Here is a 20,995-nt window from a genome sequence, read left to right as displayed (position 1 = left end):
CGCGGCCAGTGCGCTTGAAGCTCAACCCCTTGTTGAAGGAGAAAACAGTGGCGATCCAGGAAACACCGGACAAGGTGCCGGTGCCACGCCGCACGGGACTGTTCCGGACCAAATCGGTCGAGCAGTCCATCCGTGACACCGACGAGCCCGACTCGAAGCTGCGCAAGGACCTGACCGCCTGGGATCTCACGATCTTCGGTGTCGCGGTCGTGATCGGCGCGGGCATCTTCACCCTGACCGCGCGCACCGCGGCCAACGTCGCGGGACCGTCGGTGTCGCTCGCGTTCGTGCTCGCGGCCATCGCCTGTGGTTTCGCCGCGATGTGTTACGCGGAGTTCGCCTCGACCGTCCCGGTCGCCGGCAGTGCGTACACCTTCTCCTACGCGACCTTCGGTGAGCTCGCGGCCTGGATCATCGGCTGGGACCTGATCCTGGAGTTCGCGCTGGCCGCCTCGGTGGTCGCCAAGGGCTGGTCGCAGTACCTGGGCACGGTGATCTCGAGCGAGACGACCGTGAAGCTCGGGCCGCTCTCCTTCGACTGGGGCGCGGTGCTGCTGATCGCGATCCTCGGTGTGCTGCTGGCCGTGGGCACCAAGGTGTCCTCGCGGGTGTCGGCCATCGCGGTCGCCATCAAGCTGGCCGTGATCGCGCTGGTGATCGTCGTCGGCATCACCTACTTCAACTCCGACAACCTGTCGCCGTACATCCCGCCGGCCGAGCCGGCCGGTGATGGCGACAGTGGTATCCATCAGTCGCTGTTCTCCCTGCTCACCGGCGCGGGCAGCAGCAACTTCGGCTGGTTCGGCCTGCTCTCGGCGGCCAGCCTGGTGTTCTTCGCGTTCATCGGCTTCGACGTCGTCGCCACCGCCGCGGAAGAGACCAAGAACCCGCAGAAGGCGCTGCCGCGCGGCATCCTCGGCTCGCTGGCCATCGTCACCGTGCTGTACGTGGCGGTCTCGGTAGTGCTCACCGGCATGGTGTCCTACAAGGACCTGCCCGACGACGCCACGCTCGCAACGGCATTCGCTATCCACGGCGACACCTGGGCGAAGAACCTGATCTCCATCGGCGCACTGGCCGGCCTGACCACCGTGGTCATGGTGATGTACCTGGGTCAGACCCGCGTGCTGTTCGCCATGTCCCGCGACGGCCTGCTGCCGCGCAAGCTGGCGCACACCGGCAAGCACGGCACCCCGGTCCGGCTGACCGTCATCGTCGGCGTGATCTGCGCGGTGCTGGCCGGTTTCGTCGACTTCGGCACGCTCGAGGAAATGGTCAACATCGGCACCCTGTTCGCCTTCGTGCTGGTCTCGATCGGTGTGCTGATCCTGCGCAAGTCCCGCCCCGACCTGCCGCGCGGCTTCCGCGTGCCGTGGGTCCCGCTGATCCCGATCCTGGCCGTGGGGTCGTGCCTGTGGCTGATGCTCAACCTGTCGGTGGAGACCTGGCTGCGGTTCGTCATCTGGATGGCGATCGGCATCGTGCTCTACTTCGTCTACGGCCGCCGGCATTCGCTGCTGGGTAAGGCCGAGGCCGAGCAGAAACAGAAGTAGCCCGGAGTAGAAGCGAAGGGCGCCCACGAATCATGGTGGGCGCCTTTTGTTCTGCGCGGGCCGGGTGGCCACGCCAATGCGACAGTGTTGTTCGCCACCCCGCGCTCCGGTCGACCCCGGTGAGATGCCCCGCGCGACACCCGGGTGATCGGAGGTTGCACTCTGGTAGCGGTGGCCTTGTGGGAGTTGCCAAACGCTGGATATCCGGCCCGGGTTTCCCACCTGCGAGCGGATCGACCGCGCATCCGGTCGAGTGTCCAATTATGGTGCGGCGGACGCGATCCCGGCAGTCCCCACCGCTGCCGCGACCGTGGCCAGCACCATGCCAACCAGTGACTTCCGTGCCATCCGCAAGTAACTCACCGATCGCCGTACAGTCAGACCATAGCGGACCGCTATGGAAATACCGCCCACCCGAGCGAAGTGTTTGCCAGCCCGTCGCCAGGGAACACTCCAAGGTATGGCCGCCGGAATTCCGGTACAGCCGTACGAGTCGGTAGTCTGAACCTCCACGCCCCCATAGCCCAATTGGCAGAGGCAGCGGACTTAAAATCCGCCAAGTGTCGGTTCGAGTCCGACTGGGGGCACTACGAAGATGCTGGCTGGGGCCCATGCAACTGCTCATCGTGGCTGGTCGAGCCCTGTTCAGTCCGCAATAAGTCCGCAGCAGCTCCGGCAGCCCGGTTCAGCGCGTCGGCCACCGGGTCCAAGTCGTCATCGAACAAATGCCCATACAGATCCAGGGTCAACGTGGCCGTCTTATGGCCCAACATCCGCTGCACCACCTTCACATTCGCGCCCGCACTGATCGCCAGCGACGCCGCTGTATGACGCAGGGCATGCGGTACGACACCTTCGAGACCCACTGCCTCGGTCGCCTGGTCGAACACCCACCGGAACTCACCCAGCGGCAGGTGTTCTCCGTGGCGGCCCGGGAACAGCAGTTGCGAACCCGCACGGTCCTCGCACACCGGACCCAGCTCATCCACCAGGAACGCGGGCACCGGCACCACCCGATTCGAATGGTTCTTGGTGTCGGTCTCCACGATGCTTTCACCGGCGACGTGGGTTGCCGAGCGCGACACCGTGATTCGCCGCTTCTCCAGATCCACATCTGCCACCCGCAGGGCACACGATTCTCCGTATCGGATTCCGGTGTAGGCCAGCAGCATCACGAGCACGCCGAACCGGTCGGCCGCCAAAGCTAGTTGCAGAACCTGGCGATGAGTGAGGTACCGACGTTCGGCCGGCGACTTGCGCGGCAGGTCGACTTCTTCGGCCGGATTCACCGCCAGACGACGGCTCTTCATCGCGAACCGCAGCACTTGGTCGAGGAAGACCTTCCCCAAGAACTCGGCTTCGGCTCCGGGATGACGTGTTGGCGCAGGTTACGAGTTTGTAGATCAGGTTCAGCAGCCGCCGCCGCATCCTCCGCCCGTGCCGCCCGAGCCACTCCAGGAGCTCGGGCCGCTACGGCGTGTGGACTTATCGGCGGCTGGTTCGGGGAGGGCGACGGTGAGGGCCGCGCGCCAGGGGTTCCCTTGGCGGCGGGCCCTGTGCAGAAGGTATACGCGGTACGGGATTTGCACGATTCCGACCAGGAGCATGAGGCCGAAACCTGCCAGTACGAATGCCCCGATGAAGACAACCCGGCTCAATACGAAATCTAGGACTGTCGACCAGAAACCAGACATCGGTCCCCCCGCTGAAGTACGTCTTCTTTTTATACCCGCGCGGCGACGAAAATTCGATGAATGTCAAGTCTGGTTAGCCGAGTTCGACATTGAACCGCCTATGCCCGGACCCAAGCTTGCGCAACGTCACCCAGGTTCCACCATGAAACATGCTGTGCATCAACAGATTTCAGTGTCCATGCGGCGTCGAGACGATCGAAGAGCGCATCGTCGCCAGTCCTGCCACCCTTAGGTTCTCCGACGTAGATGAGGCGACCGCCGCCTGCTTCTTCGAACGCCCGCAACGCATTCGACGCCATCGGATCACCCCATCCCGGAGGCCAGCACAAGAACAGGACCGCCTCCGCCAAGGGCTCCTCCTTGAACCGGGCAAGGTCCCAGACCGGGAACCACTCATCCCGTATAGGCGCTCGCGAGAATGACGTGTTTCCAGTACCTGGCGGATTCGAGTCGAAGGCTGCGATATGGACGACCGCGTGGAACAGTCGGCTGCTCCAGTAGCCGCGCCCAGCGCCCAGCTCCAGCACCTTGCGCCCGTCGGCGAATTGTCGAATCCACTCGATGGTTTCCGGTGACGGCACCGCGTAGGCGAAGATATCTTGCAAGATCGTCTCCGCGTAGGCCAGACGTGCACTTCCACTCAGCTGCCCGCCGTTGACCACGCGTCGGCCGTTGACCTCGCTCACCGACGGGGCCACGACATCCCAGTACGGATTGCGCGTCACCGAATCCGCACCTGTCGTGTAATGCACGACCCGCAGATCGAACGCCGCGTCCGCGTCCGGATCATCCGTCCCGCGCAGCTGCGGGGCCATGTCCAGATACTCCGCAAGCTTCGGATACATGCGGCGCAGACGCTGCGGATTACCCAGCAGCTCCGCCAGTTCTGTCCGCCGTTCCGCTGTCAGCTCGAGACCAGTCATGGCGGCAATTCTCCCGGCAGCGCGCGACTTTCGCGGGGCACTGCCGAATTCAGCCATACAGGATCAAGAGGCGGCGCTTCACGCCGCCGTGCGGGCCCGCCACGCGGCACCGCACCTCCCGCCCGCTTCCGCTGCGCTCCAGCGCGCGGGGAGCGTTGGGCGCGTCGGCCCGCCCTGGCAACGTGGAAGCATCGCCCACTGTTCCTGTCTGGCCACTTCTTTCAACGACCGGGAAGTGTGGGCGCTTCGTCTGCCCTACCGGACTTACCTCCCGCAGCCGTCCACGAATCGGCCGGCGCCCAGCCCGGTCATCTGGCTGTGGTCCCGTCCCAGGAATCCGAGCATCCGAGCAGGTCACCGCGGGCATGTCGGCGCGGCGATGGTTCCTCTCCGCTCGGTCCGGTCTGTCGAATCGAGGACTATCACGCCTGAGCCAGGAATCCAGGGCGCTACGCGTCACAGCGTGATGGACATACGTCCACCCTGGACACCCGCCACATCCGTGATCGAGCCGTCCTCCGCCAGACCAACCGAGCGGAAAGGAACCCCTCATCATGGCCACCAACCTCATCACCCCCACCCGATGCGGCTACTGCCGAGAGTTCGTGATCAAGACCTGGCCGGTCAACGCACCCCACGACAAGATCGACCTCATCTGCAATGCCTGCTTCGCCGAGTACCTGGCCCACCTCGAAGGCGACGCCGACGACTACACCTACTGACCTCGGGAGCTCTCGGGCAACCGGCAACGACGCCGGACAGCGGGACCGTCAACGGCGACGGTTCCCAGGCCCGGGACACGACGATGCCCGCAGCGAAATCCTCTCCCGCTGCGGGCATCTCGGTGGTTATCGCTCAGGAAACATCCAGTATTGTCAGTGGTGTTCGATGATATGGGGGTCCAACATGGCCGAAACGAAGACTCGCTGGCTGGACAAATGGCTCAACTGGTCAGATTCATCGGGGTGCCTATTCCCGCTGGTCTTCTGGATCGGCGGCAGTTCCCTCATCGGCGTTCTCTGGGCTTGGGACCATGGCCAGTGGCCCTTGTTCGCGTTGCTAGTGGCTGTAACCACCACGTGCCTACTTGCCATTACGCCTCCGCTACTCGCAAGTGCTCTCGCTTGGTTGTTCCTCGCACTCGCGTTGCTGATGCTGCCCCTGCGATTGTTTCCCAAGACCCGTCCCTGGTGGGAGCGGACCTGGGGTGACGCGTTCAGAGGCGGTTCGAAGTAGCCAACCGACCGCGCCGAACTGGGTTAGTCAGAGTCCCGCCTCCTCCAATGGCCCGAGTATCTGACTTCAGTACGGGCAAGTAAAGGGCGCTGCGCGTCGCTACGCGATGGCCGTGGCCACCCTTGACTGACCCTTCCCTCAGCACAGGATGGCCAGTATGAGGAAGCGGGGAAAGTAGGTGCCGGGCGGTACGCAGACCGTACGCAGCGGCCACACTCGGAGCCCTTTCCTGCCAACGCTGCAAGTGACAATCGCCAGGTCAGCCCATTGACCCAATGCCTACCCGCTCCCGCAAACGCCCCAGGACGATGTTCATCATCAACATGGCAATCAGTCCGAATCCGGTCCGCAGTAGCTCCTGATGTCACCAACGGCTCCAACGCTATAAACGGGCGTTTCCGCAGGTCGTCCAACTCAGCCAACGATCACCAACGATGCCGTGACCAGCAGTTTTTCAAGTAGGCGATCTTAAAATCCGCCAAGTGTCGGTTCGAGTCCGACTGGGGGCACGAAGGACTTCTGGACAGTCGCAGCTAGGAGTGGGTTTCTGCGGTGTGGTCGAGCATAGGTTTGTGAGCTGTAAAGCTTGAAACAGCCGGTCGCGACGGTGTCGGTTCGAGTCGCCCATGGGTCGGGGGTTGATCAAGCAGGACGGATTGGCCGAGCGCAACCGGGTTGTAGGGGTCTGAAGCTCGCTCGGGGTGTGGCAGGTACGAAACTGCTCGGTCGGCGCGACGTGGCTGGTGGACTACCTCGTCGTCGTCGAATCGTCGTCGTTGTTCCCGGTCTCTGGATTGGTGAGGCTCGGGTGAGCCCAGAGTAGGAGTTCATTTATGACGCTGGATAGTTCGTGCCGGACTGTTCGCCTTCTGGCCCTTCGATGTATCTCACGTCGTTCGTGAAGTTCCATTCTCGGCTTGAACCTCTGCTGGGTTGATGCTGGTTTTGTGAATGCATGCGCTCATGTTGCCGGGTGGGCCGCTAGTGGTGCTGCCGACAGGGCCTTTGGTTCAGTGAGTGTGACCGCGACGGTCTTCACCAGCGGTTCCGCGCACCCGCCCGCCTTCGGTGTGATCGCATCTCGCCCTCTGGCGCCATCCTGGTGCTGCTGCGCGTTCCTGGGAGCGCTCAGCCCTCGCCGTCGAGGGTCAGCACGAGCGGCCGGCGCGGGTCCGTGGAAGACCAACCGGCAGAGATCATCTCAGCGTCAGCAACGCGCCAGCCCGCACCGATTACAGGATGCCTAGCAGGAGTCGATCGTTCTAAGGTGCGGACATGTCGTTTTCACCGCTGTCCGCGTTGGCCCCGTCTACCTATCTGGCAGGCGGCCCGATCATCGAGGTCGACCACCCGGAGGTTCGCGCGTTGGGAGCGGAGCTTCGGTCTGGATCGGACGGTGAGACCGATTGCGCTCGAAAGGCATTCGAGTGGGTACGAGACAACGTCGCACACTCCTACGACGCGCGCGACCCTCGCGTGACGCTGCGCGCTTCGGAAGTTCTCGACCAGCGAGTGGGCCTCTGCTACGCGAAATCTCATCTGCTCGCCGCCATTCTGCGAGGCAACGGAATCCCCACCGCGCTGTGCTACCAGCGATTGACTCATGGGGACGGCCACGTTCTCCACGGTCTGGTTGCCGTGCACCTCGAAGGCGCCTGGCATCGGCAAGACCCCCGCGGCAACCGTGCCGATGTCTCGGCGGAATTCTCGCTGGGCGAGGAACGGCTCGCATTCCCCGTCGACCCCGCACTCGGCGAAGTCGACTATCCAGAGCTTCACCACAGCCCGGCAGCAGCCGTCATCAACGCACTGTCGAACGCAACCGACATACTCGCGATCTACGACCGGGGTCTTCCGTCGCAGCTCGCCTGATCTGGTGCGTTCCATGAGGGGAACCGTCCGCTATTGCCGCGTGGTGCGCGGTTCGACTGGCCATACGGCAGCGCCTGGAGATCAACGGACACAGACGATCTCGATCATCCGCAACGCACGATCACAAGTTCCGAACACAGAGACTTCCGACGAGCCGATCCTCAATCGCTTCGACACGGCAATCAGATGGTCGACACCGACAAAGCCGAAAAGCTCATCCGCACAGCAGATCCGCGGTGTGGCGGACGTTGCCAGTCCCAATTCGGTGGGATTTCGTACGTTTCGGCCGTGGTAACGACATCCCGACCCGAAACCACGCCACTTTCTCGGCCAGCGAACACCCGGCGGCATGCACTGCCGGGTGCGCGCCTTTCGGATCAGCCGATACCCGGGATGCTCGGGAGACCTGCGCTACCGGTCGACGGCTTGCCGCAGGTGGGGTTCTGATCGACGTTGACTATCTGGGTGAAGGTGGCATCGGCAGTCGGTGACTCCTGCGCGTAGATCTTGTGCTGTCCCTTCGTGCCCGGCTTCCATGTTGTGGTCGCCTTCCCGGAGGCGTCGACTGCAGGGGTATCCGGCTGGAATGTGTCGCGGGTGCCGAAACCCTTGTCATCGGTGTCGAAGAACGACACCGCGGTACCCGGCTGCGCGGTCGCGGTGATGGTGTAGGAGCAGTCCGCGGCGTTCGGCACGATCTCGAGGTTGGTTACCGCGGCACTGGCCTGTGGCGCGCCGAGCACCACCGCGCACGTCACGGCGCCGAGTGCCGCGAGCACGAAACCCGGCCGGTTGGTGACAGTCACAGTAAAAACCTTCTTCCGCAATGCTTTTCGCAACAATTGACCGTGCAAGCATGCCACACAGGAACGGCGGCCCGAGCCCATGACTTCGAGTGTTCGACACGATCGGGGAGCCGCTGACCGCATCCACTGTGGTGGCGCGGCCACTCGCACGCGGTCTGTCCGGCGCCCGCACCGCTGATCGTGCGTTCGCGAACGCACGCTTTTGCCGACGAGCGCGTATGTCGTGCGCCAGATCCACAGGTTCAGTAGTCGGTTCGGCAGAACGCCGAGCTATGAATTGACTCTAGCTATAACGTGTTTCACTTCTGTGTCGTGAGAGTGTGAGGGGAATCGACTAGATGGTGAGCTTCTTCAGCTGGGACGGGGACCGGCTCGCGGGCCGAGCGGCTGGCGGTCAGCCCGTGGGCTCCGAGCAGATTGAGCGGGACCGGAATCTGTGGGCTGCTGGCCCGCGAACTCGAAACGCGCTGCCCTGATGGTTTCACCCCTGCCCGGCTCACGGTCGACCTGTATCAGCCCGTATCGAACGCCGCTTTCGATCTGTCCAGCACCGTAGTTCGTCAGGGATCGCGAATCGCTGTGGTCGATGCCTCGCTGACACAGGAAGGCCACGAGCGAGCGCGGGCATCGGCGGCGTTCCTGACGGCCGCGGACCAGCCACCGGGCGAAGTATGGAGCCCGGAGACGGACCTGCCCGTTCCCCCGCAAGGGTGTACGTCCCCACAGGGTTCGCCACCGCTGATCAAAAGTGGCGACAGCGGCTGGACCTCCGATTTCGCCGCGAACCAGAACTCCGAGCGTAAGGCGACCTGGCAGAGCCTGCCGCCCCTGGTGGCCGGCGAGTCGATCACCACATTCCAGCGCGCCGCCATCATGGGCGATGTCACCAACCTCGTCTGCCATTGGGGCTCCGAAGGTGCTGGCTATATCAACACCGATGTGACAGTGACACTCTCGGAGTGAAGCGGACACGAGGCGGTGACGGCCGGCCAGAGTCGAGTGTTCAGAACATCCGCCTCTGCCGATGTCAGCGCAGGTTCCCGCAAGTAGGTCACGGATCTGTTGTTCGGTGGGCTGGGGTTGGGGGAGCGGCCTTGTTCCCGATGGCTGTTCGGCCGTCCATTCGTCGAGCGGGAAGACGCTCACCGCGACTCGGCCGCGATAACCGAGCCTGCGCTCGCGCCTGGCATGATCGGTATCGGACTGGTACCGGTCAGCACGTAAGTCGCGAACTGCTGAAACCGAACCCCGGGTCCTGGCCAGCGGCATTGGAATTAGCTGCTCAGGCCCGGAATGCCCGCAACGTGATGTCGACCAGGGAATCGGCGTACTCGGCGGTGAGCGGCCCGGAGCGATGCAGCCACCGTTGAAACAGCGGGGCGTAGAGCACTTCCAGGACCAGGTCGAGATCGGCGTCGGTAGCGAGTTGGCCTGCCAGTTGTGCGCTGCGCAAGCGGGCCTTCTTGGCTTCGTCCACCGGGCGCTCGAGCTTCTCGTGGAACTGGGCAGCGAGTTCGGGGTCGTTGATGATCTCGGTTTCGAGCGCGCGAATCGGACGTTCGAAGTTCGGGTCGGCGAACTCGGCGGCCGTGGCCCGCATGACCAGTTTGAGGTCGGCCTCGATGTCGCCGGTGTCGGGCAGCTCGATCTGCTGCCCGTCGCCTTCGGTGCTCAGCGCCAGGAACGAATCGAAGATGACGGCGCCCTTGGACGGCCACCACCGGTAGATCGTCTGTTTGCCCACCCCGGCGCGTGCCGCGATGGCCTCGATAGAGACCTTCGCGTAGCCGAGCTCGGAGATCAGTGCGCGGGTCGCCGCGAGGATGGCTTGGCGCGAGCGTTCGCTGCGCCGCGAGTTCTCCGGGTGCCGGGCATCGGTCATGAGTGCAGCATATCAGGTTGGCGAGACGAGACGGTTCGTTTGACAACGGACTATGGCTTCCGGCAAGGTAATCGAACCGATACGTTCCGTCTCACATAAAGGCAGGAGGCCGTATGAAAACCGGCAAAGTTTGGTTCATCACCGGTGCATCCCGGGGTCTGGGTCGCGCGTTCACCGAGGCGGCCTTGGGCGCGGGAGATCGCGTGGTCGCCGTCGCTCGCAACATCGACCCCCTCGACGATCTGGCCGCCCTGTATCCGCAAGCCCTGGTGCGGTTTTCGCTGGATGTCTCCGACCGCGCGGCGGTGTTCGATGGTGCGCGCCGGGCATTCGACGCTTTCGGACAGCTCGACGTGGTGGTCAACAACGCCGGCGGGTTGCTCTACGGCATGGTGGAGGAAGCCACCGAGGAGCAGATCAGGGCTCATCTCGACGTCAACTTTTTCGGTGCCGTCTGGGTGGCCCAAGCGGTGCTTCCGTATCTGCGCGCGCAGGGTTGCGGCCGAATCTTGCAGGTCACCTCGATGGGCAGCACCGGTGGCATGGCAACGGTCGGTTTCTATGGTGCCGGCAAGGTGGCGTTGGACTCGCTGAGCGAAGCGCTGGCCATGGAGGTCGATGGGCTCGGTATCAAGGTCACGATCGTCGAAATGGGCGGTTACGCAACGGGTTTGTTCACTGCGGGCATGACGATGACCGAACCCATTGCGGCCTATGGCGCCCTGCGCACCGAACTCGAAGAGATGTGGGGCGAGGAAACAGGCCCGGATCCGAGCACCGCCGCTCCTGTGATCCTGGAATTGGCCGCACTGCCGAACCCGCCCCGGCGTTTGATCATCGGTAGCCGCTCCTACGACCAGGTCCTGGAACTGGACCGGACCCGGGCCGGGTTGTATCAGGAATGGGAGCACCTGAGCCGGATGGCTCCGGGCTGATCGCGTGCAGAACGGCAGTGCTGCAGGGTTCGGGGGTTGCCGGTCCCACGGCAGAATCTCATTGTGGGAATGCATCCGTGCACAGCGCGCGCCCCGGAGCGGCAACAAAAGCCGCCTCGGTGTTCCGTCCCCAGTCGATGTCTTCGTCGATCGTCCACTCGACATGGTGTCCGCCGGGCTCAGCGGCCGGGTCGCCGCACCACGGAACCGTGATGTGACCGAAGGACGTCCCAGATGTCGGCGAGGTACGCCCCGTCAGGAACCTCGGTGACCCGCCGTAGTTCGATCAACACCGTTGAATTGTCCCGTATCCAGCCCCCGAGCCCGAGTAGTTCCCATGCGCCGCATAACAACCCATCAAGCGAGGAAGGTGGGATTCTCTCCACGCCAATCGATTTCGACCTGTCCGAACAGGGAGGACCAAGCTGTGGCTGCCTGGATGCGGTGATGGTGCGCGAACGCACGATAAAGCCGAGAAGCGGAGTTGGAATCGATCATTGCTGCCGCCGCTCGCGTGGATGGTTGTCCCAGTATTCGTTGGGCAGCGGGATGGCTTGGCCAGGCGGCCAGGCGATCACAGGACGAGGGTGAGCTTGCCGCCGGGCCGACGGGATTGGCTGAGTGCGGCAGCCTCGTGGATCTGGTCGAGGGTGTAGCTGCGGGCGACCGATACGGCCAGGACACCTTCGCCGGCCAGCCGGGCGAACTCGTCGAGCCGGTCGTAGCGCATCTCGATGTGGGTGATCCGGGCGCCCAGCTCGGCCGCGGCGGCGAAGTCGGAGACGGTGAGGACGCGGTCGGGGTCCCCGGTCAGCTCGATGAGGGTCGGCAGTGAGCCACCGGCCGGGCTGGCCTGGTCCGCGCGGTCGATCCGGCCGCCGGACGGGGCCGTGTCCAGGGCGCGGTCGACGGGGCCTGCGGCCAGAGCGGCGACGCGGTCGGCCATGCCGTCGCCGTAGCCGGTCACCTGGGCGCCGATTTCTTCCAGGGCGGCGGCTCGTGCGGGCCCGGCGGTGGCGATCACCCGAATACCCCGGTGTAGCGCGAAGCGCACCGCAGCCTCGCCGACGGTGGAGCCTGCGCCGTGGACGAGCAGCAACTCACCCGGCTGGATGCCGAGGTCGTCGAGCGCGTGCCACGCCGTCTCGGCCGCCATCGGCAGTGCGGCGGCCTGCTCGGTGGTGACGCCCTCGGGGATGCGTGCCCAGGCCGCCATCAGCGCGTATTCGGCGGCCCCGGCCGTCGGGCCGTCGAAGGTCGCCGGGCCGAACACGCCGTCGCCGATCTCGACGCCGGTGACGCCCTCGCCGATCGCGTCGACGGTGCCCGCGACCTCGAGCCCGAGGCCGCGCGGCAGCGGCGGCAACCGGTCGGCGAGGAGGCCGTCGACCATCGCCCAGTCGCCCGGGTTCAGCCCGCACGCCCGCACCGCGATCCGGATCTGCCCGGGTCCCGGCTCCGGCATCGGGACGTCACGGAGCACGATCACTTCCGGGGAACCGAATCGGTCGAACTGTAGAGCCTTCATGACGATCTCCAATTGATGACAGCATCTGTTGTCATTGACCCTAGCAGCACGACGACAGCCTCTGCTGTCATGCTTGGGGCTATGCCGAGATGGGAGTCCGACGCACAGGGCCGACTCGAGCGCGCGGCGCTCGAACTGTTCGAGACGCAGGGATTCGAACGCACCACGGTCGCGCAGATCGCGCGTACCGCCGGTCTGACCGAGCGCTCCTTCTATCGCTACTTCCCCGATAAGAGAGAAGTCCTTTTTGCCGACAACGAGCTCGAGACCCACCTCGTCGCCCGGGTCGAGGCGGCAGCCCCGGGCATCACGCCGTTCGAGGCACTGCTGACCGCGCTGGGGACCGCCGACGAGGTCTTTCGCTCACGCGAGTTCCTGCTGCGCCGCGTCGGAGTGATCGCCACCAGCCCAGCACTTGCCGAACGCGACCTGATCAAGCTTGCCGACATCGCCAGCGCACTGGTACCGGCGCTCGAGCGCCGCGGCGTCGAGCCTGGCGAGGCACGCTTCATCATCGACGTGGCGATCGCGATCGCCCGGCGCGCCACGTCGCGCTGGCTGGCCGCCCCGGACGCGACCTTGTCCGAGCTCATCGCCCAGGCCACCACTGAGCTGCGCGAGGCGGTCACGCCGCGAGCCCCGACGGTCCCCTGAGCAGGACCGGCTGGGCTCCCTTGGTCGGCAAGGCTGGGCCCGATCCTGGCCGGGATCAGGTCCTGGCACCAGTGTTAAGTAGCCGATGAGCGTGTCGACTGCGGGGTTGGTTGGAGATCGGCTGGCAGAGACCATCTCTGGCAGACTTCCGCGTATGGGTGCTGATGACGTAGATGTGGCATTCCTGCTCGACAACCTGTGCGTCGAACTGGGTTTCTGTCCGCCATTGGATGAAAAGAGCAGGTTGTGCGCGTCGCCGCCTAAGGACGTCGACTCGTTTACCGATGCTGTCTTCGTCGCCGAGGGCATGGATCCGAATGAGGACACGCGTCTTCGTAAGCTGGTCCGCCAGAAGGTGATGCGCGCGTTCCAACAAAGGTAGGGCGGGCTCACGATGCGCGAAGCACGAAACCGACCCAGATCGAACGCACTGATCTGCCGCAAGGCGCGCGTTGATTGTGGCTGAGTACAGATGACGTCTCCTTGCGGTTGAAGATCCCGAAGACGTTGACGGTCTGGGCGGGCAGGAGTCGTGGCCCGGACTTCTTGCGGATGGGTAGGCAGCCGACATGCCGACCACGCCATGGGTTCGGCGGCATTGGGTTGTGCCCCGACTGTGTCGCTATGTTCATAGGGTTGCTGTTCGTATGCCGGGGTAGATGTGGAGTGGAGTGCGATGCACTGGGATCAGATGGCTGCCACACCCGAGGACTTGCGCATTCGGACGACGCGGCTGCGCGGTGGTGCAGGCCAGACCGTCGTCTTGGAGTCGGTCCTCGAGGTAGCGGACGGACCATGGCTGGGCGATCTGGATGTCGACGGCCGTGGCACCGCCGAACTGCGTATGCACCTAGCGGGCTGCTGCCGGTTCGCCGTGGTGGTGACCAGTGCCGGCAAACTCAGCGAAGTCCGAATGACGGACGCAGGCGGCGAGCGCACCCTGTCCACCAAGCTCGCGAATCGCCGCGGCTGGGACACCGAAAAGATGCCCAAGCCCCCGCACTGGCTCGATTACGCCCTGAACTGGGTCAGCACTGCCAGTCTCTCTGTGGACCGCCGGGCTGTCATCGAATGGCGCCTCACCGGCGCGGACCGCAAGCTCGCTGGCATGGACGACATCATCGAGAGCATGCGCGCGAGCCTGCACGAACGAGAACATCTCCGCGCGCAGCTGGCCGCCGAGATCGCCGCTCTGCGCGCGGAAATGGACTCCCTACACCAACCCGCGCTGTAGTTCGGCCATCGTGGCTGTTCACTCGACGAGATTCGAATTCGCAACAACCGGTTAGGGGGTTCGAATCCCTTCGGGCGCACTCACTGCCAGCGGAAACGCTGAAATTCAAAGAGGCTCATCGGGCCGAGTGACACCAAAACGACACGGTTTAAGGGCGATGTCGAGCGCCAAGCTCGCCGACAGTATCGGGTTTGCGGCGGCGACAGCGTTGGGCAGCCGGGCACTTCTTTGTCTGTCCTCCCGATCCGAGCTACCGCCGGCGCGAACCAGCCTGCATGGTCGCTCGGAGGCATACGGCCACACCGCGCGCCGGCGGTAGGAGAGGCACTGCCGCTGGAGACGTCCGCATCTGCCGATTTCCGTGCACAGCGACGAAGCAACAGCGGCTTGCTCGGGCCACTGCTGGCGGAGAGCTTCGGATCCCCGCGTTCGCCCGATGTTGGGACTGGCGTTTTCGTGCACTTTCCGCCCAAACACCTTCCCGGCGGCCGGGTGGAGGGCGAAAAGTGCACGAAAACGCCCGGATTCGACTTCGAATCCCACGGGACGGGTGGCGGCCCAACGCGCGCTCGTGCCGCTGGGCCCGCGGTCGAAGTGGCCGACGAGGGAAGACGGCGGAAGATCAACGTATTAACCGCGTAGGCCGGTGTCAGCAGCCCCGGATGCTTGTGACCGAGCTCGCGCGGTCCGTAACGATCTGGACACGCGACCACATGCCGCGACGCCCGCAGTCGCCATAGGCAGCCCCGAAACACGCACGGCGTGAAACGCTTTCGAATTCCGGCTCGCTCCTCTGTGATCCGCGCCCCATCTCCCGGTATCGCGTGATCGGTGCCTCATTGGCTATTCCGGTGCGAGGGACCCATGCCAGCCTTAATCGGTAACTGAAAGTTTGCTGAATGTGTAGGAGATGGCGTGACCAGGACGCGACCAACACTCGTGACCAGTGCCGCTGCGCTGACCACCATGCTGCTGGCCGGTATGTGGACCGCCGGATCGGCGGGCGCCGATCCGATAGCTGACAAGTATCGCCAGACCGTCACCGATGACGGCTGGACCCTCGCGCTCACCAAGACCGGCGAGAATCTCGACCGCGTCCCCAACCTCGCCAGCTCACCGGTCAGCCGGGAAGGTTTCGTCAGCCTCAAAGCCCTCGCCGAGGTCACCGGCACCGGCAGCGCCCCGGTTGGGGCCGGCACCCTGACCCTGGGCTATCAGATCGGCTGCGCGGTCGACGTGTCCAGCGGTGTCACCCTCGGCATGGGATTGTCGATCGGCCCGAACGCCTCGGTCACCATCTCCCAATTCCCCGGCGCCACTATCGGCGGACAGGCCTCGGTCAACCCCAACATCTCCACCACCCTCAAACCCGGCACCATCGCCACGATCGCCTTCGGGTCCAAACCCCTTGCCGCATCCCGCGGTTCGATCACCGCCGAACAAGTCGAGATCAAAATCGACGCCTGCGCCGGACCGGTCACCATCCGCTCCTTCGCCACCGCCGCGATCTCGACCCCCACCGCCGACAACAACATCTCCGTCTACGGCGACCCCATCTGGCTGTAAAGCCACCGACCTCGAAACACCCAGCACCCCAACAGATTCCGCCCATCCCCGCGCTCACAAAGCCCCGGAAGGCAAACCACCCGATGACCGACACCACCCCGGCCCGCTCGACTACCGCAGCCCGCCACGGCACGCCCACGACCGATCCCTTCAATCCCGTAGCCGTCGCGACCGGCGGCCTCGCCCTGGGCCTGGTCTTGTTGATCGTGGCGTTCGCGTTCATGGACCGGATGCCCGGCTGGGCCGACGACTACGGCACGATCCTGGTCTATCTGGCGTTCTTCCTCTACATGTCCATCGCGGGACGACTCACCTGGTGGAGCATCGACACCCTGCGCGAGCAGGTTGGCGCCCGGAACCGCCGATGAGCAGCTTCGCACGCCACACCGCACTCGCGCTGGCCGCTGCCGCGGTGGGCCTCGGCGCCGGGTTCGCTACCGTGGCCGACCCGCCCGCAGCGTCCGCGCAGGGCTACATCCCGTGCGAGCAGTGGCAGGCCATGCACCCGGGCTGGCCGTGTATCGATACCCCACAACCACCACCGGGCGGCCCGCCGACAGCAACCACTCCCGCGCCACTGCCTTCACAAACCCCGGGTCTTCCCGCACAGCCCGGCAATGGCGGCGGGACCGGCGCGGGCGCGCTGACACCGCCTGCCATTCCACCTGGCAACGGAACCCCGATTGTCCCGGTCCCGGGCGCCGAAACCCCCGCCCCGGCCATCCCACCCAGCAATCAACCCGCCGCACCGGGCCCACAGCTACCCGCGCCGACGAATCCACCACAACTACCTCCACCATCAGCCGCTCCGACCGCACCCGAACCCGGGACATCGACATCTACAGCACCTCCCGCTGCACCGGTGACGCCCCCAGCTCCGGATCAGAGGTCGGGAGATAGCCCAGTCAGGACGGGCGGCAACTACGATCCACGGATTCCGTTGTTACTGATCTCCGGAGTTACTGCCTTCCTCGCAGGCGGCGCGCCGGGTGCGTTCCGCCGCTTCGCCCGTGGGCCGTTCAGCTATGGTTCCGAACGAGATCGCGCCGCAGCAGCGGCATTTCGTCGGGTTTTCGGCCGTGACCCGCAGAGCCCCACGGACTGGCAAACGGCGCATGCATTGAATCCGAAATCCTACGACCCGAAGAACAAGGATGTCGATGCGGAGATCAAAGTTGTCAAGATACGTCCGGTGCCAGGGAAGGGGTCGGCCCGGGTTGGCCAATATATTGAGCAACGAGACGTAACAGGAGGGCCGGATGGAAGCCGGGAAATGGGTGATAATCGGACTGCCGACCCGAATTTCGATCCCGAACAGACACGCGTAGCCACAGTCGTCGACTACGAGAATGGAATCGTTGTCATGCGTCAGAACCCATCGGTCCGGGAAAACTCCGACGGCAGTCCGGGTGAGGTCCGTGTCGATCCTCCTGAGGGCCGGGTATGGCAGGCCGACGACGGGGCGGTTCGCGTTCAATACGAAGCAGGTAACCCCTTTGCGCCGAGCGCTGCGCAGGATCCACCCGGCGGCCTCAGTGCGTGGACCGTGAATGGCGACCTGGTTTTCACTCCCGGGTCGAATGGTATAACCGTTGACGGCGTACGAACAGATTATCCGTCCATGGAGGTGTATCAGACTCTTCCCGAGGGATCCATCCGGACGGTTCTGGTCGATCCTGCGACCTCCGGCAGTTCGCTGGGGCCTGCGTTGAATTTGCCGAAACATCATGACATCGGCAGCGGATCCAAGGCTTTCCAGCAGTTCATGGATTGGAATCTCGAGTACGACGTTCCGAACGCGATCCCCAAACCGTCCACCGAGTTCGGTAACCCGGCCAATCCTCCGGGCGTTCCGCCCATCCCGGGGATGATATGAGCGACGAATCGGGAGCAGTGGGAATCCGATGGGGCGCGGCGACCGCGGGCGTAGCGCTGAGTTTCGCGCTCGAGGTCGTCGCGTTCGCACTCGTCATGAGGCGGATTGACCCGGACTACAACTCTGTGTCCTTAGTTGCGACGGGAGTGCCGGCAAGTATCGGCCTTCTAATTGCCCTGGCGACAGCGATCGGAGCAAGACCTCTTCGAAAAGGAGTTGCGATCGGTATCGCCACAGCCTCAGTTATGCTTCTATCGATCTCGGTTATTTCAACCCTGGTGAGTGCCCATTGATGAAGTCAACGGATCCGGCCTCGCCATGGAAGACCTCCTTCTCATCGGTCTGCATCGCAATATTCATCCATGCCACAGTTCTCTTGATCCTTCCGATGGCATGGGCCTTTGTGCTGGTTGCCGCCCCGATCGAGATGGCTGTATCAGCCCTACTGGCACTATTTCCCGGCCGTCCCCGCTATTTTGCGGGAGGGTGGGTGCTCGGCTGGATCAGTGCATACGGATCGTTTGCTGCCGCGATTGTGATATTGGGTTATTGACCAGGACACTTGGATTTCCCAGGTTCGTTCAGGCCGATCGGGGCGAGTAATCCGTTGATGACAGCACAGCGGAGCCGACGGTGAAGAACTCGATAGACAAGGCTGTGGATGTCGGAGACCTCGAGACCCGAAACCGAATCGCCTTCCCGCCGGTGGGCGGCTTGGTTGCTTGCGGCGGCCGGAGTGGTGAGCCTGTTGGCATCTTCTTCCACGCTGGCACAGACCTGGATGTACCCGATCGCTCGGTCTTGGCGACGCGGCGACCCGCTGGTTTTCGATCGGGCGCGGCGTACCCTCCCGAAGACCGATGTGACGGGATGGTGGGCGCCGGAAGGTTACCCGTATGGGCTCGATCACCTTGGCATCCCGATGGTCGTATTCGGTGCGCTGGCCCTGATCGCGCTGCCCCTCCTCGTGACGCCCGTTGTGGCCGCGCCGATTAGGCGAGTGCTGGGCCCGGTGGTGGCCGGAGCTCTTTTCCTCACCGCGGCGACATCCATCTATTTGATTCTCCGATTTCGCGAATTCTGGATCGATCGAATTGCCGACGGTGGCGGATTCCGGCTAGGTCCAGGATTTTGGATGATATCGGCAACCGCAGTTCTGACGGTCGTCGTATTGGGCCTCTATATTGGGCCCGTGACAGCCTTCATTCGACCTCGCGCACATCGTCACAAATGATCCAGATAGTTCGTTACTTATGATCGAAATTACTCGCACATCGCCGGTGTCGAATATTCGAGTGAAGTGCTCGAGATCGAGGGCGTCGGTGTCGCCGACCTGCGCACCCTGACCATCGACATTCGTGTCCGGTTCGGTCCCGATCCCGCGATCGTGGTGCTGCTCGGCAATGCCGCCGGTAATCCGGAGCCGCAGGCAGTGGGGATATGGATCGAGCCACAACACCTCGAACCGGTATCGGCCATCATCCACACGCCGCTCAATCCCCAGGTTCGTCACTGGCTCGGTAAGGCCGTGGACTGAGCGCCGCACCGGGCTGGGCGAAACATCCGCTCCTGCCGCTTACAAGGCTGTTCGGACCGGCCAGGCCGCGGTCGGCCGAACGCACTCATCTGCCGAATTGAGGATGTATCAGAGTCGGTGCGGTCGTGTCAGATACACAGACCGTTCCAGTCGACGACGCTTCGTTGGTAATCGAACGACCCGACAGTGATTGCGATGCGACCTTTCTCCTCCATGTCGAGCAGACACAGCGGGGCGCCGTGGTCGAGCGCCAGATCCGCGAACCACCTGCGGATCGAAGCCGAGCGGACGAACAACCGGCTCATATCGGTTGTCGCGGCCATGAAATCGAAGCACAGATGGTCAGGTAGAAATCTCGAGGCGTTCCGCGCGGAGAGGTAGATATAACCCACCGGGCACATCCGGTCACCATCCTGGCCGGTCGTCACCACGTAGTCTTCGTCCACCCATTTCAGCAGCTCATCGTCTGCGGGGAACAAAATCGACAAGTCCAGCTCGAGGAGAAGGCCGCCGTCTGCCGCAGTCGTGTCGAAGCGGAGAGTTGTATCGGACACGAAACGGGAGGTGCACGGCAGGATAACCCGGCCGTCGGGAAGGTCAACCGTCGTCGTTCTGCCGGGACTGGGATCACAGTTGGCTTTCACGGCTTCCAACAGCGGACGTGCGGAATCGCGGTGAACGTAGACCTCGTAGCTGTAGTCCAGTCCCATCCGGGCACCTCATCCCGCTGCTTGTGTCGGACGCATGAACCTACCAAGGACTTGACCGTGGACAGGGCACAGCAGTACGGCATCGCGGAACGTACGGTCATGCCGCTTACAAGGCTGTTCGGACCGACCAGGCCGCAGCCGCCCAAACGCATTGATCTGCCGAATTGAGGGCGAACAGCACCGGCAGAGGGTGCTTAGTGTCCGTGGACCGGCCATTCAAGACCCAGGGCGTCGAACCATGGCATGAATGGGGTGCCTACCCGGCCTAGCGACTGCGCCATTTCATCAAACCTCGATTCCACCGCAGTGGCCGCCGCGGGGTCGGCGTTCCAGAGAGAGGCCATCTCAACGGCAGCATCTGCGCCGACCCGATCGCTGGACGCCAACGTCGGATCGACACTGCCCCCGGGGGACGAAAGGTACTTGCGGTAAATGATCGTCGGTTCAGAGTTCTCGATCTTCCACGCTGTCCACACAACACCGAACTCATCCATATCGTCCGCGACCACCACACGAGCCGTCTCGGCTCCAGTGAACAGGCCAGTTCCGAGCATCTCCGCGACCGACATTCCGACGTATCCGCTTGCTCGCCACCACGACCCAATGGGCGTAACCGGATTGAGCGAATGCCGATCGACTGTCATCGCTGCCAGGGTCTTCAGATTCGTGACCATGGCCTGCGCCTCGGCTTCGGTCGCAGTGTCGGCGATCACCGCTGTCCCGTATGTGCTCATGGGCCGATTGTTTGGCACGACCGAGCCGACTCCGCCGTCGACACGCTGGCCGAGATGGGATGAATCTGCTGGTGCCGCGACAGGGCTGTTCGGGCCAGCCAGGCTGCGGCCGGTCCGAACACACTCTTCTGCCGCTACCCGCGCGGCCCGAGTCGGTCAGCGCGGGTCTGCGGACGGAACGACTCCCGACTCCCGGCAATGAGCGCTCATCCGAGTTGGGGTGTCGCTGACCGGAACCATGTCCAGCGGTCCACT

Annotated in this window: 20 protein-coding genes and 1 tRNA gene; 14 read left to right on the top strand and 7 right to left on the bottom strand. The window is 64.0% G+C overall.

The window, feature by feature from the left end:
• Nucleotides 1–47: 47 nt before the first annotated feature.
• Nucleotides 48–1,553: an amino acid permease gene (locus IBX22_RS12840; protein WP_309234592.1), complete on the top strand. Its 1,506-nt coding sequence runs from the start codon at nt 48–50 to the stop codon at nt 1,551–1,553.
• A gap of 513 nt (nt 1,554–2,066) precedes the next feature.
• Nucleotides 2,067–2,140, top strand: a tRNA-Leu gene (locus IBX22_RS12835).
• Here the strand turns inward: IBX22_RS12835 and IBX22_RS12830 are convergent.
• Both IBX22_RS12830 and IBX22_RS12825 read right to left on the bottom strand, forming a co-directional pair.
• On the bottom strand, nt 2,141–2,902 hold the full coding sequence (locus IBX22_RS12830) for a site-specific integrase (protein WP_228538801.1): 762 nt from the start codon (nt 2,900–2,902) through the stop codon (nt 2,141–2,143).
• 443 nt (nt 2,903–3,345) lie between these two features.
• Nucleotides 3,346–4,170, bottom strand: coding sequence for a hypothetical protein (locus IBX22_RS12825; RefSeq protein ID WP_194815815.1), 825 nt, complete (start codon nt 4,168–4,170; stop codon nt 3,346–3,348).
• 554 nt (nt 4,171–4,724) lie between these two features.
• Between IBX22_RS12825 and IBX22_RS12820 the strand changes: the two genes are divergently transcribed.
• Complete coding sequence (locus tag IBX22_RS12820) at nt 4,725–4,892, top strand: hypothetical protein (RefSeq protein WP_194815814.1); 168 nt, start codon at nt 4,725–4,727, stop codon at nt 4,890–4,892.
• A gap of 1,789 nt (nt 4,893–6,681) precedes the next feature.
• Nucleotides 6,682–7,278, top strand: coding sequence for a transglutaminase family protein (locus IBX22_RS12815; protein ID WP_194815813.1), 597 nt, complete (start codon nt 6,682–6,684; stop codon nt 7,276–7,278).
• A gap of 377 nt (nt 7,279–7,655) precedes the next feature.
• Here the strand turns inward: IBX22_RS12815 and IBX22_RS12810 are convergent, their stop codons facing one another.
• Nucleotides 7,656–8,084, bottom strand: a complete 429-nt coding sequence (locus IBX22_RS12810; RefSeq protein WP_194815812.1) for a hypothetical protein — start codon at nt 8,082–8,084, stop codon at nt 7,656–7,658.
• A gap of 417 nt (nt 8,085–8,501) precedes the next feature.
• Here IBX22_RS12810 and IBX22_RS12805 point away from each other — a divergent pair, with 417 nt between their 5' ends.
• Nucleotides 8,502–9,047 carry an acyl-CoA thioesterase domain-containing protein gene (locus tag IBX22_RS12805; RefSeq protein WP_194815811.1) on the top strand — a complete coding sequence of 182 codons (546 nt, stop codon included), beginning with the start codon at nt 8,502–8,504 and terminating at the stop codon, nt 9,045–9,047.
• Nucleotides 9,048–9,366: 319 nt separating this feature from the next.
• Here the strand turns inward: IBX22_RS12805 and IBX22_RS12800 are convergent, their stop codons facing one another.
• The gene (locus IBX22_RS12800) at nt 9,367–9,966 is read right to left on the bottom strand and encodes a TetR/AcrR family transcriptional regulator (RefSeq protein WP_194815810.1); all 600 of its coding nucleotides are present in this window, start codon (nt 9,964–9,966) and stop codon (nt 9,367–9,369) included.
• 113 nt (nt 9,967–10,079) lie between these two features.
• Between IBX22_RS12800 and IBX22_RS12795 the strand changes: the two genes are divergently transcribed.
• The gene (locus IBX22_RS12795) at nt 10,080–10,901 is read left to right on the top strand and encodes an SDR family NAD(P)-dependent oxidoreductase (protein ID WP_194815809.1); all 822 of its coding nucleotides are present in this window, start codon (nt 10,080–10,082) and stop codon (nt 10,899–10,901) included.
• 574 nt (nt 10,902–11,475) lie between these two features.
• On the opposite strand, the gene IBX22_RS12790 is transcribed toward IBX22_RS12795, so the two are convergent.
• The gene (locus IBX22_RS12790; protein WP_194815808.1) at nt 11,476–12,429 is read right to left on the bottom strand and encodes an NADP-dependent oxidoreductase; all 954 of its coding nucleotides are present in this window, start codon (nt 12,427–12,429) and stop codon (nt 11,476–11,478) included.
• 81 nt (nt 12,430–12,510) lie between these two features.
• On the opposite strand from IBX22_RS12790, the gene IBX22_RS12785 reads away from it, so the two are divergent.
• The 8 genes from IBX22_RS12785 to IBX22_RS12750 all read left to right on the top strand — a co-directional run bounded on the left by IBX22_RS12785 (nt 12,511) and on the right by IBX22_RS12750 (nt 19,296).
• Nucleotides 12,511–13,083, top strand: a complete 573-nt coding sequence (locus IBX22_RS12785) for a TetR/AcrR family transcriptional regulator (protein WP_194815807.1) — start codon at nt 12,511–12,513, stop codon at nt 13,081–13,083.
• Nucleotides 13,084–13,237: 154 nt separating this feature from the next.
• Nucleotides 13,238–13,465 (top strand): hypothetical protein, encoded by a 228-nt coding sequence (locus IBX22_RS12780; protein ID WP_194815806.1) that lies wholly within the window; start codon nt 13,238–13,240, stop codon nt 13,463–13,465.
• Nucleotides 13,466–13,774: 309 nt separating this feature from the next.
• On the top strand, nt 13,775–14,317 hold the full coding sequence (locus IBX22_RS12775) for a hypothetical protein (protein ID WP_194815805.1): 543 nt from the start codon (nt 13,775–13,777) through the stop codon (nt 14,315–14,317).
• A 915-nt stretch (nt 14,318–15,232) separates the two neighbouring features.
• Nucleotides 15,233–15,883: an MspA family porin gene (locus tag IBX22_RS12770; RefSeq protein WP_309234591.1), complete on the top strand. Its 651-nt coding sequence runs from the start codon at nt 15,233–15,235 to the stop codon at nt 15,881–15,883.
• An 83-nt stretch (nt 15,884–15,966) separates the two neighbouring features.
• Nucleotides 15,967–16,251, top strand: a complete 285-nt coding sequence (locus IBX22_RS12765) for a hypothetical protein (protein WP_194815804.1) — start codon at nt 15,967–15,969, stop codon at nt 16,249–16,251.
• Nucleotides 16,252–16,823: 572 nt separating this feature from the next.
• Nucleotides 16,824–17,759 (top strand): hypothetical protein, encoded by a 936-nt coding sequence (locus tag IBX22_RS12760; protein ID WP_194815803.1) that lies wholly within the window; start codon nt 16,824–16,826, stop codon nt 17,757–17,759.
• 661 nt (nt 17,760–18,420) lie between these two features.
• Nucleotides 18,421–18,993, top strand: a complete 573-nt coding sequence (locus tag IBX22_RS12755) for a hypothetical protein (protein WP_194815802.1) — start codon at nt 18,421–18,423, stop codon at nt 18,991–18,993.
• 66 nt (nt 18,994–19,059) lie between these two features.
• A complete protein-coding gene (locus tag IBX22_RS12750; RefSeq protein WP_194815801.1) occupies nt 19,060–19,296 on the top strand; it encodes a hypothetical protein in 237 nt (78 codons plus the stop codon).
• Nucleotides 19,297–19,424: 128 nt separating this feature from the next.
• On the opposite strand, the gene IBX22_RS12745 is transcribed toward IBX22_RS12750, so the two are convergent.
• Both IBX22_RS12745 and IBX22_RS12740 read right to left on the bottom strand, forming a co-directional pair.
• A complete protein-coding gene (locus tag IBX22_RS12745; protein ID WP_194815800.1) occupies nt 19,425–20,006 on the bottom strand; it encodes a hypothetical protein in 582 nt (193 codons plus the stop codon).
• A gap of 194 nt (nt 20,007–20,200) precedes the next feature.
• Nucleotides 20,201–20,740 carry a hypothetical protein gene (locus IBX22_RS12740; protein WP_194815799.1) on the bottom strand — a complete coding sequence of 180 codons (540 nt, stop codon included), beginning with the start codon at nt 20,738–20,740 and terminating at the stop codon, nt 20,201–20,203.
• Nucleotides 20,741–20,995: the final 255 nt, after the last annotated feature.

The organism is Nocardia sp. XZ_19_385 (assembly GCF_015355755.1).
Lineage (GTDB): Bacteria > Actinomycetota > Actinomycetes > Mycobacteriales > Mycobacteriaceae > Nocardia.
The sequence above is the reverse complement of the archived record's forward strand: the minus strand, read 5'-3'. Positions and strand labels throughout refer to the sequence as shown.

Coding starts and splice junctions, on each gene's coding strand:
- IBX22_RS12825 (WP_194815815.1), bottom strand. CDS start 4,170: ATGACTGGTCTCGAGCTGACAGCGGAACGGCGGACAGAACTGGCGGAG.
- IBX22_RS12820 (WP_194815814.1), top strand. CDS start 4,725: ATGGCCACCAACCTCATCACCCCCACCCGATGCGGCTACTGCCGAGAG.
- IBX22_RS12815 (WP_194815813.1), top strand. CDS start 6,682: ATGTCGTTTTCACCGCTGTCCGCGTTGGCCCCGTCTACCTATCTGGCA.
- IBX22_RS12800 (WP_194815810.1), bottom strand. CDS start 9,966: ATGACCGATGCCCGGCACCCGGAGAACTCGCGGCGCAGCGAACGCTCG.
- IBX22_RS12795 (WP_194815809.1), top strand. CDS start 10,080: ATGAAAACCGGCAAAGTTTGGTTCATCACCGGTGCATCCCGGGGTCTG.
- IBX22_RS12790 (WP_194815808.1), bottom strand. CDS start 12,429: ATGAAGGCTCTACAGTTCGACCGATTCGGTTCCCCGGAAGTGATCGTG.
- IBX22_RS12785 (WP_194815807.1), top strand. CDS start 12,511: ATGCCGAGATGGGAGTCCGACGCACAGGGCCGACTCGAGCGCGCGGCG.
- IBX22_RS12780 (WP_194815806.1), top strand. CDS start 13,238: ATGGGTGCTGATGACGTAGATGTGGCATTCCTGCTCGACAACCTGTGC.
- IBX22_RS12775 (WP_194815805.1), top strand. CDS start 13,775: ATGGCTGCCACACCCGAGGACTTGCGCATTCGGACGACGCGGCTGCGC.
- IBX22_RS12765 (WP_194815804.1), top strand. CDS start 15,967: ATGACCGACACCACCCCGGCCCGCTCGACTACCGCAGCCCGCCACGGC.
- IBX22_RS12755 (WP_194815802.1), top strand. CDS start 18,421: ATGTCGGAGACCTCGAGACCCGAAACCGAATCGCCTTCCCGCCGGTGG.
- IBX22_RS12745 (WP_194815800.1), bottom strand. CDS start 20,006: ATGGGACTGGACTACAGCTACGAGGTCTACGTTCACCGCGATTCCGCA.
- IBX22_RS12740 (WP_194815799.1), bottom strand. CDS start 20,740: ATGAGCACATACGGGACAGCGGTGATCGCCGACACTGCGACCGAAGCC.